We start from the raw sequence: 12,951 nt of genomic DNA on the forward strand, positions 1-12,951 counted from the left end.
AACCCTAAAGGGCGCGCAGCACGGCTCCGGGGTTGAGGATGCCAATCGGATCAAGCGCGGTCTTGATCGCACGCATCGCGGCAAGTTTCGAAGGATCGCCATACCGTTCCAGATCGCCGACCTTCAGCCGCCCGATGCCATGTTCGGCGCTGACAGATCCGCCAAGCGCGTGGACCCGGTCATGGACCAGCGTCTTGATCGCGTCGCGCTGCGCATCCCAGTCTGCCCGCTTCCCACCCTTCGGGGGAAAGACGTTGTAATGCAGGTTGCCGTCGCCCAGATGGCCGAAGCAATTGATCCGGAACGGCCCGAGTGCCGCGATCTCCGGGCCGCAGCCGGCGATGAAGCCCGCCACCTCGCCAAGAGGCAGCGAGATGTCGTGGCTTGATACCGCGCCGATGCGGCGGTTGGCCTCCGGGATCATTTCGCGGATCCGCCAGAACTCCTGCCGCTGCGCTTCCGACGCGGCGATGATCCCGTCAAGGACCAGACCCTCCGCGACGCCCTCCTCGAAAAGCCCTTCCAGCGCCGCTCCCGGGTCCAGCCCCTCGGGCAGGCCCAACTCGACCAGCACCATCCAGTCGGGTGGCGTCGGAAAGGGCTGACGGATCTCGGGCAGGGTTTCCGTGAGGAAGTCGAGCCCCGCACGACCGATCAGCTCGAAGGCCGAAATCAGCCCACCAAGCCGCGCCTGGGCAAGGGCGAGAAGCCGCAGCGCCGCTTGCGGCCCATCGACGACCAGCAGCGCCGTGCCCTCGGCGGCCGGGATGGGAACGAGTTTCAGGCTGGCTGCGGTGATGATGCCAAGCGACCCCTCGGAGCCGATCAGCAAGTTCTTCAGGTCATAGCCGGTATTGTCCTTCCTCAGCCGCTTGAGGCCGTTCAGTACCGAACCATCCGGCAGCACAGCCTCGACGCCAAGGCACAGGTCGCGCGCATTGCCATAGCGAAGGACATGCACCCCTCCGGCATTGGTGGCGAGGTTGCCGCCGATCCGCGCCGAGCCTTCCGAGGCGAGCGTCAGCGGAAAGAGCCGCCCCACAGCCTGGGCATTGGCGTGTACATCGGCGAGAACCATCCCCGCCTCGACAACCATGGCGTTTTCCTCGGGGTAGACCGCACGCAGCGCGGCCATCCGCTCCAGTGACAGGATTACCGGGGCCGGACCATCAGGCATCACCTGCCCCCCGACCAATCCGGTTCCGCCACCCCAGGGGACGATGCCGACCCGCGCCTCGGCACAGGTGCGCACGATCGTCGCCACCTCATCCGTGCTATGGGGCCGCGCCAGCAGGCCGTGACCAGTCCAGCGCCCGCGCGGCTCGGTCAGGTGGGCGGGATCTGCGTCGGACAAGCTGCCCTCGGGCAGGCGCGCAGCCAGCGTGGCACGGAAGCCTGTATCGGCGGGATTGAGCATCGGCTTCTCCTTCCGCCCCTGAATAGCCGCCCTGCCCGACAGAGAAAAGCTCAACGCCCCGGTTCAAGCACCATGATGGTCGGGCGCGTCGGCAGGTCGGTCAGGGCGACCTCGAGGCTCGACTGTTCCGGTCGGACCACGTCGAAGGCGCCATCCATGTCGACAAGGAACTGCTCGAGCGATACGCCGGAGAACCAGTGCATCGGGATCACGACCGACGACCGAAGCCGCTTGACCACCTCGGCCATCGCCTCCGTGCTCATGGTGTAACCGCCATCGACCGGCACCATCACCACGTCGAGCCGTCCGATCATCGCATATTGTTCGGGGCTAGGGATCTGGTGGAGGTGTCCGAGATGCCCGATGCAAAGCCCCGCGACCTCGAAGATGAAGATCGAGTTGCCGTTGGGTATGAAGCCACCGCTGCGATTGCGCTGGTCGGTGGTGACGTTGCGCACCAGCATCTCGCCCAGATCCAGCGAATGATCGGCGGGCGCGCCGTTCTGCCACCAGCCCGGCAGGACATGCGGGATCGCCGGATCGGGTGCCGCCGTCCAATGCGAACCATGGGCATTGTTCATGGTCACGACGTCAGGCGTGGTCGAGATCGGGCCGAGCCTGCCTGTAAAGTCGGTGGCAGCCACAAGTCCGCCCGGCGTCTCGATCACAAAGGTCGAATGTCCAACATAGGTCAGACGCACCCGGTCATCGGCCAGCGGATCGCCGAAGGCCGCCGTCATGACGCGCTCGGGTCCGGCATGGGCAAGCGCGATGCAGTGCGAGGGGATCCGGTCCTGCGCGAAGGCCGGAAGCGTCAAGGCAAGGTTCAGGCAGATGGCGGCACGGATCATGGCGGGCACCTCCTTTTTTCGCAAGTAGGGCGGGTTTCGCGCACATCCGCAGCGCTCACGAAAGGGTTACCGGCGCGCGACGATGTCCCGCAGTGCCGACAGGGTCCGCAGGTTGCGTGCGGTTTTCGGCACAGGCAAGAGTCGGTCTATCTTCTGGGCAAGGACCGAGCGCCCGATGCCCGAGGGACAGGACAGGTAGAAGGCCCCATCCGTCAGGACCCAATCCTCGTCGGCGGCTTTCGCCGCATCCACCAGAGCCGCGTCCACCTGCCCCGCGGCCGACAAGAGAAAAGCATGGACCCGGCTCGGGTCCTGCGACTTGAACGGATGCCCCTCGCAGAGAACCTGCATCTCTTCGCTCGTTCGGGCAAGAACCATGGGCCGGAAGCCAAAGCGCCCGGCGATCCCCTCTGCCACCAGTTGTTCGACAGATCTGCGGTCCGCATCAGACCCGATGATCGCGTTGCCACTCTGGATATAGGTCTCTGGCCGCTCGAACCCCTGCTCTGCCAGAAGCGCGCGCCACTCGGCCATCGGCAGCTTTCCCGCCCCGCCGACATTCACGCCGCGCAGCAGGATCACCCAGGGTCTCATGGCTCAGGCGAGCCCCACATCCGTACGCCCGCGCCGGTCCGCGCGAAGGCTCGCGTAAAGCACATGGTTCCTCCAGCGCCCGGCGATCTGAAGATAGCTCTGCGCGACACCTTCATACTTGAAGCCCGATTTCTCCAGCACGCCGCGTGACGCGGCGTTTTCAGGCAGGCACGCGGCCTCGATCCGGCTCAGGTCCATCACCGTGAAGGCGTGGTGGACCAGCGACAGCAGCGCCTCGCGCATGAAGCCTTGCCGGGCAAAGGGCGCGCCGATCCAGTAACCGACCGTTCCGGCCTGTGCCGGGCCACGGCGAATGTTGTCGAGCGTGATGGCGCCAAGCAAGGCCTGATCGGTGCGGCGGATCAGGAACAAAGGCAGTGCGGTGCCCTGCGCGACAGCACGATTCGCCCAGTAGACGCGATTGGTGAAGGCGCGGCGGGCCAGATGGTCGGCCGACCATGTCGGCTCCCACGGGGTCAGGAAGGCGGCGCTCTGTTCGCGCAGGGCCGCCCATTGGCGGAAATCGGCATGCTGCGGGAGGCGCAGGGTCATGCGCTCGGTCTCGATCCGGACGCGCCGCGCACGCCCCAGCATCAGGCGGCGAGCCCCTCGCGAATGGTATCAAGTCCGGGCGCAGCCCCAACCGGACCATAAAGCGCCAGCGCGGACGGAGCACGCATCATGCTGCCCGCATAGGCGCGAACGCCTTCGGTTGTCACCGCGTCTATCTTCGCGACCGCCTCTTCGATCGCGGGCACACGCCCCCACATCGCCAGAAGCCTTGCTGCGCGCTCCGCCCGCGAGGACGGGCTTTCCAGCCCCATCAGCAGCCCGGCCTTCAGTTGCGCGCGGGCACGGGCGACTTCTGCGGTTGTCATGTCCTCGGCCGAGCGTTTCAGTTCGTCCAGCGTCAGGCGCGTCAGTTCGCCGATCTCCTCTTCCGAGGTGCCGGCATAAAGCGTGATCTGCCCGGTATCCTCGTAGGCACCCGATTGGGCGAAGATCGAATAGCACAGGCCCCGCTCCTCGCGGATCTTCTGGAACAGGCGCGAGGACATGCCCCCGCCAAGAGCCATCGCATAGACCTGTGCGGTATAGACCTCGGGCGCGCGATAACCCGGCGCCTCGAAGGCCATGGCGAAATGGACCTGTTCCAGGTCCTTGACCTCGCGCCGCTCGCCACCTCGGAAGGCAGCCGGCTGGATCACGGTGGCGCCGACTTTATTCAGCCCCCCGAAGATTGCGGTCGCCTGGGCCACAATCGCGTCATGGTCCACGCCGCCCGCCGCCGACAGGATCATCTGGTCCGGCCCGTAATGCTCGCCCACGAAGCGGGTAAGGTCGTCCCGGGTGAAGGCCGACACGCGTTCGGCAGGTCCCAGAATGGTGCGGCCGAAGGGCTGGTCGGGGTAGCTGACCTCTTGCAACCAGTCGAAGATCACATCGTCGGGCGTGTCGAGCGCTTGCCCGATCTCCTGCAGGATCACATGGCGTTCGACCTCGATCTCGCGCTGGTCGAAGACCGGGTTCAGCACGATGTCCGAGACGACGTCGATCGCCAGCGGCACATCGCCGTCCAGCACCCGGGCGTAATAGGCCGTCATCTCGCGCGAGGTATAGGCGTTGATGTAGCCGCCGACATCCTCGATCTGCTCGGCGATCTGCAGGGCCGAACGGGTCGTGGTGCCCTTGAACGCCATGTGTTCAAGGAAATGCGCGATCCCGTTCTGCTCGGCCCGCTCATGCCGCCCGCCAGCGGTGACCCATATCCCGACCGAGGCGGATTTCAGCCCCGGCATGGTGTCGGTGATGATGCGGAAGCCGTTGGGAAGCGTGGTCGTCTGGATGGTCAATGACCGGTCCTTTCGCGGATCAGGGTTTCAAGCGCGGCCAGATCGTTCGGCACGCGGGTCACGCGCTCGGACCGCTGGAACAGATCGGCCATGCGCGCGGGCAAGTCGGGCCGGATGCCAGTGGCGCGTTCCACGGCATCCGGGAATTTTGCAGGATGGGCGGTGGCGAGCGTGATCATCGGGGTCGCGCCCAGATGCTCCTCGGCCACCTTCACACCGACGGCGGAATGCGGGCACAAAACCTCGCCCGTGGTCGCATGAAGCCGGGCGATGGCGGCGAGCGTTTCCTCTTCCGAGCAGCGGCCCGAAGCGAAGGTTTCGCGCAGGGTCTTCAGCGCGTTGGGGCTGATGCGGAAACCGCCGGACTTCAGTTCGTCCATCAGCGCCGCCACTGCCGCGCCGTCGCGGCCATAGGCATCAAACAGGGCCCGCTCGAAGTTCGAGGAGACCTGTATATCCATCGACGGGCTGATCGAGGGCTTGACCCCATCTGTGATGTAGCCGCCCGAGCTGAGCGCCCGATGCAGGATGTCGTTCTGGTTCGTGGCGACGACCAGCTTCTCGATCGGAAGACCCATCCGCCGGGCGATATAGCCCGCGAAGATGTCGCCGAAATTGCCGGTGGGCACAGTGAAGCTCACAGCCCGGTGCGGGGCGCCGAGCGAGACGGCGGACGAGAAGTAATAGACGACCTGCGCCAGCACCCGTGCCCAGTTGATCGAGTTCACACCCGCCAGCCCAACCGCGTCGCGGAAGGCGAAGTCGTTGAACATGTCCTTCACGCGGGCCTGGCAATCGTCGAAATCGCCGTCCAGCGCAAGTGCGTGGACGTTATCCTCCGATGGCGTCGTCATCTGCCGGCGCTGCACGTCCGACACCCGACCATGCGGGAAGAGGATGAAGACATCGACGTTCGAAAGCCCCCTGAACGCCTCGATCGCGGCAGAGCCGGTATCGCCGCTCGTCGCGCCGACGATGGTGATCCGCTTGCCGCTTTTCGCCAGCGCCGCCTGGAACAGCTGGCCAATCAGCTGCATGGCGAAGTCCTTGAACGCCAGCGTCGGCCCGTGGAACAGCTCCAGCAGGAAATGGTTCGGGCCAAGCTGCACCAGCGGCGCGCGGGCGGTGTGGCCGAAACCGGCATAGGCCGCCTCGATCAGACCCATGAACTCGGCATCGGTGAAGGTGCCGCCGATATAGGGTCGCATCACACGAAAGGCGATCTCCTCGTAGCGCAGGCCAGCCAGCGCCGCGATCTCGCCCCTGCTCAGGTCCGGGACCGTTTCGGGCACGTAGAGCCCGCCATCCCGCGCAAGACCCGTCATCATCGCCTCGTCGAAGCGCAGGGTCGGCGCGGAGCCACGGGTGGAGATATAGAACATCGGGGCCTCGCTTACTCCAATTGGCGCCTGATACGCCAGAGCCAGAGAACTGTCATCCCCAGCCAGACGAAAGCGAGGGAAAACCATGTGATCGCGTAGTTGCGATGGTCATTTGGTATCCCTGCCGTATCCACCGGAACTGGCTTGATCCCGTCACCGGTCGGCTCACGCGCGACAATAAATGTCGGTTCCGTGTCAAGCGCTGCCGCCATCGCCGGAACATCGCGGGCAAACCAGATGTTTGCGGCCAGGTCTGGGACTGGCGTGAAGCTGTCCGTCTCGTCAGGCCAGAACAGCGTCCCGGCCACCCGCGCTGCCGTGGCCACGCGGGCCGCGTCGCGCTGATCCTCCGGGACGAATCCCCGGTCGATCAGGATCATCCGCCCGTCTGTCGTGCGAAAGGCCGCGATGATGCGATAGCCCGGCCCTGACTCGCGGTCGGCTGACAGCACATGCAATTCGGGTCCGGTGAAGCTTCCCTCGGCCCAGACTGGCGCGTAGCGGTCGCGGGCGGGATCGGGCGCAGCAGGCAGCGCCATCGGCGCATCGTGGAGGCGCGCCTCGATCCCCGCCAGCAGCGCCTCTTTCCAGGCCAGACGCTTGATCTGCCAGACCCCGAGCGAAACGAGGATCGCGGCGCCGACAAGTCCGATCACGAGCGGTGCGATCAGGCGTTTTGACATGATGGATGTTCCTCGAATGAAAGGGCGCGAACCGTAGCCGGCCCGCGCCCCTTTTCGTAGCTTCGTTCGCCGCGGAGGGTCTTACTGACCCCAGATATAGATCACCGCAAAAAGGAACAGCCAGACCACGTCGACGAAGTGCCAGTACCAGGCCGCAGCCTCGAAGCCGACATGCTTTTCGGGGGTGAAGTGGCCGCGGTAGACGCGGATCAGGCAGACGGTCAGGAAGATCGTGCCGATGATCACGTGCGCGCCGTGGAAGCCGGTCGCCATGAAGAAGGTCGCGCCGTAGATGTTGCCGGCAAAGCCGAAGGCGGCATGCGAGTATTCGAAGGCCTGGAGAATGGTGAAGCAAACGCCAAGGAAGATCGCCAGCGCGAGGCCTTTCTTCATGTCTTCGCGATTGTTCTCATGCACCAAGGCATGGTGCGCCCAGGTCGCGGCTGCGCCCGAGCACAACAGGATAAGCGTGTTGATGAGCGGCAGGTGCCAGGGATCGAAGGTCTCGATCCCGGCCGGCGGCCAGACGCCATCGACGGTCGGGTAATTTGCCGACATCGGGTAGAGCGCGCTCTTGAAGAAGGCCCAGAACCAGGCGACGAAGAACATCACCTCGGACATGATGAACAGCATAAAGCCATAGCGAAGGCCGATTTGCACGACCTTGGTATGATCGCCCGCACGGCTTTCCCCGATAACGTCGGCCCACCAGCAGAACATTGTGAAGAGGACGCCGACCAAGCCGATGAGGAACATCCAGGGCTGCCGGCTGTCCGCTTCGATCTGCGGCGAGACCATCAGCACAAAGCCGACAAGCATCGTGACCGCCGAGACCGCGCCGATGAATGGCCAGATCGACGGTGGCAGAACGTGGTAATCGTGGTTCTTCGCGTGAGCCATGAGCGGCGTTCCCTCTGTTCTTCTTCCGGTTCCTTGCGGTCCGGTCTTATTGCCTCAGTTGACCGGTTCCACTGCCGCGGGGGCTAGCGCCGCCTGCGACTCGGGAACCGGCAATTCGTGGAAGGTGTAGGACAGCACGATCTCGCGAACGAACTTGCCCTCTTCGTCCTGCACGATGGCAGGATCGACATAGAAGGTCACGGGCATCGTCACCCGTTCGCCCGGCTGCAGGACCTGCTCGTTGAAGCAGAAGCAGGCGATCTTGGTGAAGAAACCGCCGGCGGCATCGGGCGCGACGTTATAGCTTGCCTGCCCGGCGACGGCGCGGTCGGTCGGGTTGTAGGCCTCGTAGAAGGCAAGGCCGGTCTCGCCGATGCGCAGGGTCATCTCGCGCTGCAATGCCTTGAACTCCCAAGGCATTCCGCGTTCCTTCGACGCGTCGAACTGGACCTTGATCGTCTGGTCGAGAATTTGCTCCGGGGCGGAGGCAGCCGTTGCAGTCGTGCCGCCATAGCCCGTCACCTTGCAGAACCAGCTGTAGAAGGGCACCGCGGCGAAGGACAGCGACACCATCGTCAGTGCCACGAGCGACAGCTTGGCGGCAGTACGGTTCGGGCCCTGGAGGTTCGGGAAAAGCCGTCTCATTGCCCCTCTCCCTGCGGCACCAGCGCGGGTTGCACGACATGGTCGTAGCCCTGCATCTGGCCGCCATCTGTGATCTTCACCACGGTCAGACCAAAGACCAGAGCCACGAAGGCCGCCAGCACGACGCCAAGCCCAACGTTGCGGCCCAGGCGGCGGCGGTGCAGTTCGTGGTCGGGACGGAACGACATCTTACCAGCCCCCGAAGCCGTTGGCGTGCAGCACGGCTTCGATCAGCAGGGCCGCGAAATGGAGGAACAGATAGTAGAGCGAGAAGCGGAAGACCTTCTTCTCGACCGCGTACTTGTCTGCCTGTGCCGTCTCTTCGTCGCGCCGCCAGATCGCCCAGGCCCCCACGAGGAATCCAGCATTCAGCACGGCAGAGACAGCCAGATAGACCGGCCCGCCGATCGAAGTGAAGCCAGTGGCCAACGCCACTGGAACCAGCGCGATCGTGTAAACAAGGATATGTGCTCGCGTTGCCTTGCGACCATGGGTGACGGTCAGCATCGGAACGTCGGCGTTGGAGTAATCATCCTTCATGAACAGCGCCAGCGACCAGAAATGCGGCGGCGTCCACATGAAGATAAGGGCGAACATCAGGATGCTCTCGATGCTGACGCCGCCCGTGGCGCAGGCCCAGCCGATCATCGGAGGGAAAGCGCCGGCTGCGCCGCCGATCACGATGTTCTGCGGCGTCGAGCGCTTGAGCCACATCGAGTAGATGACGGCATAGAAGAAGATGGTGAAGGCCAGAAGCCCGGCCGCAAACAGGTTCGCGGCAAGACCCAGCATCACGACCGAGATGCCCGACAATGCCAGTCCGAGGCCAAGCGCCTCGCCCGGGGCAACCCTGCCGGCCGGGATCGGCCGCTTCGCCGTACGACGCATCACCGCGTCGATATCGGCATCCCACCACATGTTCAGCGCACCAGACGCCCCTGCCCCAAGCGAAATGAAGAGCACAGAGGCAAAAGCGACGAAGGGATGAACCGGAGAAGGCGCCACCAGAAGTCCGACCAGCGCGGTGAAGACGACCAGCGACATCACCCGCGGCTTCAGAAGCGCGATGAAATCGCCGAAGCCGGCTTCGCCCGTCGTCGGGCTGTCAAGTTCGTAGGCGCGGATATCGCTCATGTCCTGCTCCGGATGGGTGAAGCGGCGCGGCGCGGATCAGACCCGCAACGCGCCGCCCTGCCTTCTTCAGCCGTCAGTCAGCTGCGGCGAATTTCACCGGGGCCGTGTTGCCAAGCGAGGCAGTGGCCTGCTGGGCCAGCCATTGCTTGTAGGCCTCTTCGCTGACGACGCGCACCTCGATCGGCATGTAGGCATGATCTTTGCCACACAGTTCCGAGCACTGGCCGTAATAGATGCCTTCCTTCTCGGCCTTGAACCACAGATGGGCGATGCGGCCCGGAACGGCGTCCTGCATCACGCCGAAGGCGGGGATCTTCCAAGAATGGATCACGTCCGACCCCGTCACTTCCATCACGATGATCTTGCCGATCGGGATGACCACGGGGTTGTCGACCGCAAGCAGATAGTCGCTTTGCTCGTAGCCCTTCGCGGCAAGCTCGTCTTTCGTCAGCATGATGCTCGAGAACGACAGCGGCTCGGGGGCGTCCTCGCCCGCGGCGGGAGGCGGGGTCACACCATCATCGACATAGGCATAGTCCCAGTACCATTGGTTGCCAGTCACCTTGATGGTGATGTCAGCTTCCGGGATTTCCTGCTGCTTGAACAACACGGGCAGCGAGAACACGCCGATGAAGACCAGGATCAGAATCGGAACCAGCGTCCATGCCACCTCAAGCGGAGTGTTGTGGGTGAAGCTGCGCGGATTGGGGTTCGCACGCCGGCTGAAACGGAAGATCACTATGACCAGCAGCGCGGTGACGAAGATCACGATCGCAGTGATGATGTAGAGGATCATGTGATCCAGACCCTGAAGGTCGGACGCCAGAGATGTGGCCGCAGGCTGGAAGCCCATCGCCCCGTCAACGGGCTTGCCGATCACCGGCAGCGTGTCCTGCGCCCAGGCCATCGTCGAAACGAGCGCCCCGGCAGAGGCACCGATCCCGGCAACGAAACCGGAAAGTCTGTTCAGTCCCATGTCTCTATCCCGTTCTTTTGCGGCTTGCCGCCGCTTCTCGGGCCCCCTTGCCGGATCTGTGGCTGGAATCCCGTTGTATGGTGGCCCTTTGAAACCATATTGGAGGGTGATCGACAAGCGAAACGATGCGGCAACTTGCCCTCGTTTGACCTGAATCAAGGACAGCACCTATGACCGAGACCCCGTTCCGCCCCTTCGAGACCCATCTGGACGAGGCGACGGCGCTTCGCATCCTGCGCGAGACCACGGCAGGAGCCGAGGATGGCGAGCTTTTCCTCGAGCGTTCGCGGTCCGAGGCGATCGTGCTGGACGATGGCCGCATCCGCCAGGCGAGCTACGACGCGTCGCAGGGCTTCGGCCTGCGCGCCGTCCGGGGCGAGGTCGCCGGCTATGCCCATTCGACCGAAATCTCGGAGCGCGCCCTGAAGCGGGCCAGCGAAACGGCGCGTCTCGCGGTCGGCGATGGCGGCGGCGTCCTGGCAACCGCACCAACCGGCACCAATCTCAGGCTTTACGGCGACGCCGACCCGATGGCGGATGCGACATTCCCGGTCAAGATCGAGACCCTCCGCGAGATCGACGCCTTTGCCCGCGATCTCGATCCGCGGGTGGTGCAGGTTTCGGCTACCATCTCGGCCGGGTTGCAGGAGGTCGAAATCCTGCGTCCCGAAGGACTGCGCTTTACTGACATCCGCCCGATGGCGCGTCTGAACATCTCGGTCATCGTCGAGGAGAATGGCCGGCGTGAGTCGGGCGGCATGGGCGGCGGCGGCCGCTATGGCCTTGCCCGAGTGCTGGAGCGCGACCATTGGCAAGGGGTTGCCAGGGAGGCGCTGCGCATCGCGCTGGTCAACCTGCGCGCCGAGGCTGCCCCGGCAGGCACGATGGATGTAGCCCTTGGCGCGGGCTGGCCGGGGATTCTTTTGCACGAGGCGGTCGGCCACGGCCTGGAAGGCGACTTCAACCGCAAGAAGACCTCTGCCTTCGCCGGGCTGCTCGGTCAACGGGTTGCCGCCCCGGGTGTGACCGTGCTGGACGACGGCACGATCCCCGATCGGCGCGGTTCGATCAGCGTCGATGACGAGGGGACACCCTCGGGCAAGAACGTGCTGATTGAGGACGGCATCCTTGTCGGCTACATGCAGGACCGCCAGAATGCCCGGCTCATGGGGGTGAAGCCCACCGGCAACGGCCGGCGGGAAAGCTTCGCGCATATCCCGATGCCGCGCATGACCAACACCTACATGCTGTCCGGCTCTGCCGACCCCGGGGCAATCGTGGGCGAGGTAAAGGATGGAATCTATGCCGTGGGCTTCGGCGGCGGTCAGGTCGACATCACCAACGGCAAGTTCGTCTTCTCCTGCACCGAAGCCTATCGGGTCAAGAACGGCAAGATCGGCGCGCCGGTCAAGGGCGCGACGCTGATTGGGGACGGCGCAACCGCACTCAAGCAGATCCGGGCGATCGGCAACGACATGGCACTTGACCCCGGTATCGGCAATTGCGGCAAGGCCGGGCAATGGGTGCCGGTGGGTGTCGGCCAGCCGACGCTGCTGATTGGTGGGCTTACCGTCGGTGGCAGCGCGGCCTGAAGCGGCAGACGAGGAACTTCCACCTTCTTTTGCTAGGTCAGGACTTCACCGCCGTGCAGAGGTTGATCTCGGCCGGGATGCGGATGCCGTCCGGGGTCGCGTAACCGGCAAAGGCCTCCCGTACTCCGGCCAGGATCGCCGCCAGATCCTCGGCCGTCCCGCCCTTTTCGCGCAGGATGCCAGGAATGCCGCCTAGCCGGCCAAGCATGGTCACCACGCGATCGACGCCGCCCGGATGGTGCAGGTCGAGCGGCACCTTCCGAACCTCGGCCTCGACCATCCCCGACTCGTTGAACAGGTGAAGCACGCGCGCAGGGTCGCGCAGCGCCATTGGACCCGGACCATCGGGATCGACTACCTCCGGTGGCCCGAGGCGCTCGGCAGCAATCCGTCCCGGGGTGGAGAAGAACGGATTGACCTGACCGTTGGACCAGACCGCGAAGACCATGCGCCCGCCCGGACGCAGGGCCGAGGCCATGTTCCGGAAGGCCGCAACCGGGTCGGCAAAGAACATTACCCCGAAGCGCGACAGGATCAGGTCGGTGCCCGCCGGTTCAAAGGGATGGACCTGCGCATCGCCATGGAGGAACGCAAGATTGGCGAGGCCGGCATCGCGTCTCCGCTCCTCGGCCCGTTCCAGCAAGGGGTGGGAAATGTCCAGACCCAGGGCCCGGCCCGCAGCGCCAACCCGCCGGGCCGCCTCCAATGTCGTCGTTCCCGCGCCGCAGCCGATGTCGATGACCCGCTCGCCTGGGGCCGGCGCCGCCTGCCGAAAGACCTCGGCGGCGACCTCGGCCAAAATCAGATCCATGTCAGGTTGGAAGAGCACCCAGTTGCGCCCAGGATCCGCGTTCCAGAAATCCGCCTGTCCGTCATTTGCCGTCTGTGCCATGGCGTCCCTCCCCTGCACTGGCGACAGCTATA

14 protein-coding genes are annotated in these 12,951 nt (G+C 64.8%); 1 reads left to right on the top strand and 13 read right to left on the bottom strand.

The window, feature by feature from the left end; all coding sequences use genetic code 11:
• Positions 1 to 4: 4 nt before the first annotated feature.
• The 12 genes from L0V05_RS06945 to coxB all read right to left on the bottom strand — a co-directional run bounded on the left by L0V05_RS06945 (position 5) and on the right by coxB (position 10,435).
• A complete protein-coding gene (locus L0V05_RS06945; protein ID WP_234869392.1) occupies positions 5 to 1,417 on the bottom strand; it encodes an FAD-binding oxidoreductase in 1,413 nt (470 codons plus the stop codon).
• Positions 1,418 to 1,467: 50 nt separating this feature from the next.
• Positions 1,468 to 2,268 (bottom strand): MBL fold metallo-hydrolase, encoded by an 801-nt coding sequence (locus L0V05_RS06950; RefSeq protein WP_234869393.1) that lies wholly within the window; start codon positions 2,266 to 2,268, stop codon positions 1,468 to 1,470.
• Positions 2,269 to 2,334: 66 nt separating this feature from the next.
• Complete coding sequence (locus L0V05_RS06955; RefSeq protein WP_234869394.1) at positions 2,335 to 2,862, bottom strand: DUF1697 domain-containing protein; 528 nt, start codon at positions 2,860 to 2,862, stop codon at positions 2,335 to 2,337.
• A gap of 3 nt (positions 2,863 to 2,865) precedes the next feature.
• Positions 2,866 to 3,456 carry a GNAT family N-acetyltransferase gene (locus L0V05_RS06960; RefSeq protein WP_234869395.1) on the bottom strand — a complete coding sequence of 197 codons (591 nt, stop codon included), beginning with the start codon at positions 3,454 to 3,456 and terminating at the stop codon, positions 2,866 to 2,868.
• Positions 3,456 to 4,715: a M16 family metallopeptidase gene (locus L0V05_RS06965; protein ID WP_234869396.1), complete on the bottom strand. Its 1,260-nt coding sequence runs from the start codon at positions 4,713 to 4,715 to the stop codon at positions 3,456 to 3,458. The genes L0V05_RS06960 and L0V05_RS06965 overlap by 1 nt, the downstream gene beginning before the upstream one ends.
• Positions 4,712 to 6,097: a threonine synthase gene (thrC, locus tag L0V05_RS06970; protein ID WP_234869397.1), complete on the bottom strand. Its 1,386-nt coding sequence runs from the start codon at positions 6,095 to 6,097 to the stop codon at positions 4,712 to 4,714. Before thrC ends, L0V05_RS06965 begins: the two co-directional genes overlap by 4 nt.
• Positions 6,098 to 6,108: 11 nt before the next feature.
• Entirely contained in the window at positions 6,109 to 6,780 is a 672-nt protein-coding gene (locus tag L0V05_RS06975) for an SURF1 family protein (RefSeq protein WP_234869398.1), read from the bottom strand.
• Positions 6,781 to 6,861: 81 nt separating this feature from the next.
• Positions 6,862 to 7,680 (bottom strand): cytochrome c oxidase subunit 3, encoded by an 819-nt coding sequence (locus tag L0V05_RS06980; RefSeq protein WP_234869399.1) that lies wholly within the window; start codon positions 7,678 to 7,680, stop codon positions 6,862 to 6,864.
• Between the two features lie 54 nt (positions 7,681 to 7,734).
• Positions 7,735 to 8,325 (bottom strand): cytochrome c oxidase assembly protein, encoded by a 591-nt coding sequence (locus L0V05_RS06985; protein ID WP_234869400.1) that lies wholly within the window; start codon positions 8,323 to 8,325, stop codon positions 7,735 to 7,737.
• The gene (locus L0V05_RS06990; protein ID WP_234869401.1) at positions 8,322 to 8,513 is read right to left on the bottom strand and encodes a cytochrome c oxidase system small membrane protein; all 192 of its coding nucleotides are present in this window, start codon (positions 8,511 to 8,513) and stop codon (positions 8,322 to 8,324) included. Before L0V05_RS06990 ends, L0V05_RS06985 begins: the two co-directional genes overlap by 4 nt.
• Before the next feature lies 1 nt (position 8,514).
• Positions 8,515 to 9,459: a heme o synthase gene (cyoE, locus tag L0V05_RS06995; RefSeq protein WP_234869402.1), complete on the bottom strand. Its 945-nt coding sequence runs from the start codon at positions 9,457 to 9,459 to the stop codon at positions 8,515 to 8,517.
• A gap of 73 nt (positions 9,460 to 9,532) precedes the next feature.
• A complete protein-coding gene (gene coxB, locus L0V05_RS07000) occupies positions 9,533 to 10,435 on the bottom strand; it encodes a cytochrome c oxidase subunit II (RefSeq protein WP_406565959.1) in 903 nt (300 codons plus the stop codon).
• Positions 10,436 to 10,605: 170 nt separating this feature from the next.
• On the opposite strand from coxB, the gene tldD reads away from it, so the two are divergent.
• Entirely contained in the window at positions 10,606 to 12,027 is a 1,422-nt protein-coding gene (gene tldD, locus L0V05_RS07005) for a metalloprotease TldD (protein WP_234869403.1), read from the top strand.
• 37 nt (positions 12,028 to 12,064) lie between these two features.
• Here tldD and L0V05_RS07010 read toward each other — a convergent pair whose 3' ends face one another.
• Positions 12,065 to 12,919, bottom strand: coding sequence for a class I SAM-dependent methyltransferase (locus tag L0V05_RS07010; RefSeq protein ID WP_234869404.1), 855 nt, complete (start codon positions 12,917 to 12,919; stop codon positions 12,065 to 12,067).
• Between the last annotated feature and the right edge of the window lie 32 nt (positions 12,920 to 12,951).

This window comes from Alitabrizicola rongguiensis (genome assembly GCF_021491355.1).
In the GTDB taxonomy this organism is placed as follows: Bacteria; Pseudomonadota; Alphaproteobacteria; order Rhodobacterales; family Rhodobacteraceae; genus Aliitabrizicola; species Aliitabrizicola rongguiensis.

Excerpts from the sequence above, each read along its gene's own strand:
- L0V05_RS06945 (WP_234869392.1), bottom strand. The coding sequence starts at position 1,417 with ATGCTCAATCCCGCCGATACAGGCTTCCGTGCCACGCTGGCTGCGCGC.
- L0V05_RS06950 (WP_234869393.1), bottom strand. The coding sequence starts at position 2,268 with ATGATCCGTGCCGCCATCTGCCTGAACCTTGCCTTGACGCTTCCGGCC.
- L0V05_RS06955 (WP_234869394.1), bottom strand. The coding sequence starts at position 2,862 with ATGAGACCCTGGGTGATCCTGCTGCGCGGCGTGAATGTCGGCGGGGCG.
- L0V05_RS06960 (WP_234869395.1), bottom strand. The coding sequence starts at position 3,456 with ATGCTGGGGCGTGCGCGGCGCGTCCGGATCGAGACCGAGCGCATGACC.
- thrC (WP_234869397.1), bottom strand. The coding sequence starts at position 6,097 with ATGTTCTATATCTCCACCCGTGGCTCCGCGCCGACCCTGCGCTTCGAC.
- L0V05_RS06975 (WP_234869398.1), bottom strand. The coding sequence starts at position 6,780 with ATGTCAAAACGCCTGATCGCACCGCTCGTGATCGGACTTGTCGGCGCC.
- L0V05_RS06980 (WP_234869399.1), bottom strand. The coding sequence starts at position 7,680 with ATGGCTCACGCGAAGAACCACGATTACCACGTTCTGCCACCGTCGATC.
- L0V05_RS06985 (WP_234869400.1), bottom strand. The coding sequence starts at position 8,325 with ATGAGACGGCTTTTCCCGAACCTCCAGGGCCCGAACCGTACTGCCGCC.
- L0V05_RS06990 (WP_234869401.1), bottom strand. The coding sequence starts at position 8,513 with ATGTCGTTCCGTCCCGACCACGAACTGCACCGCCGCCGCCTGGGCCGC.
- cyoE (WP_234869402.1), bottom strand. The coding sequence starts at position 9,459 with ATGAGCGATATCCGCGCCTACGAACTTGACAGCCCGACGACGGGCGAA.
- coxB (WP_406565959.1), bottom strand. The coding sequence starts at position 10,435 with ATGGGACTGAACAGACTTTCCGGTTTCGTTGCCGGGATCGGTGCCTCT.
- tldD (WP_234869403.1), top strand. The coding sequence starts at position 10,606 with ATGACCGAGACCCCGTTCCGCCCCTTCGAGACCCATCTGGACGAGGCG.
- L0V05_RS07010 (WP_234869404.1), bottom strand. The coding sequence starts at position 12,919 with ATGGCACAGACGGCAAATGACGGACAGGCGGATTTCTGGAACGCGGAT.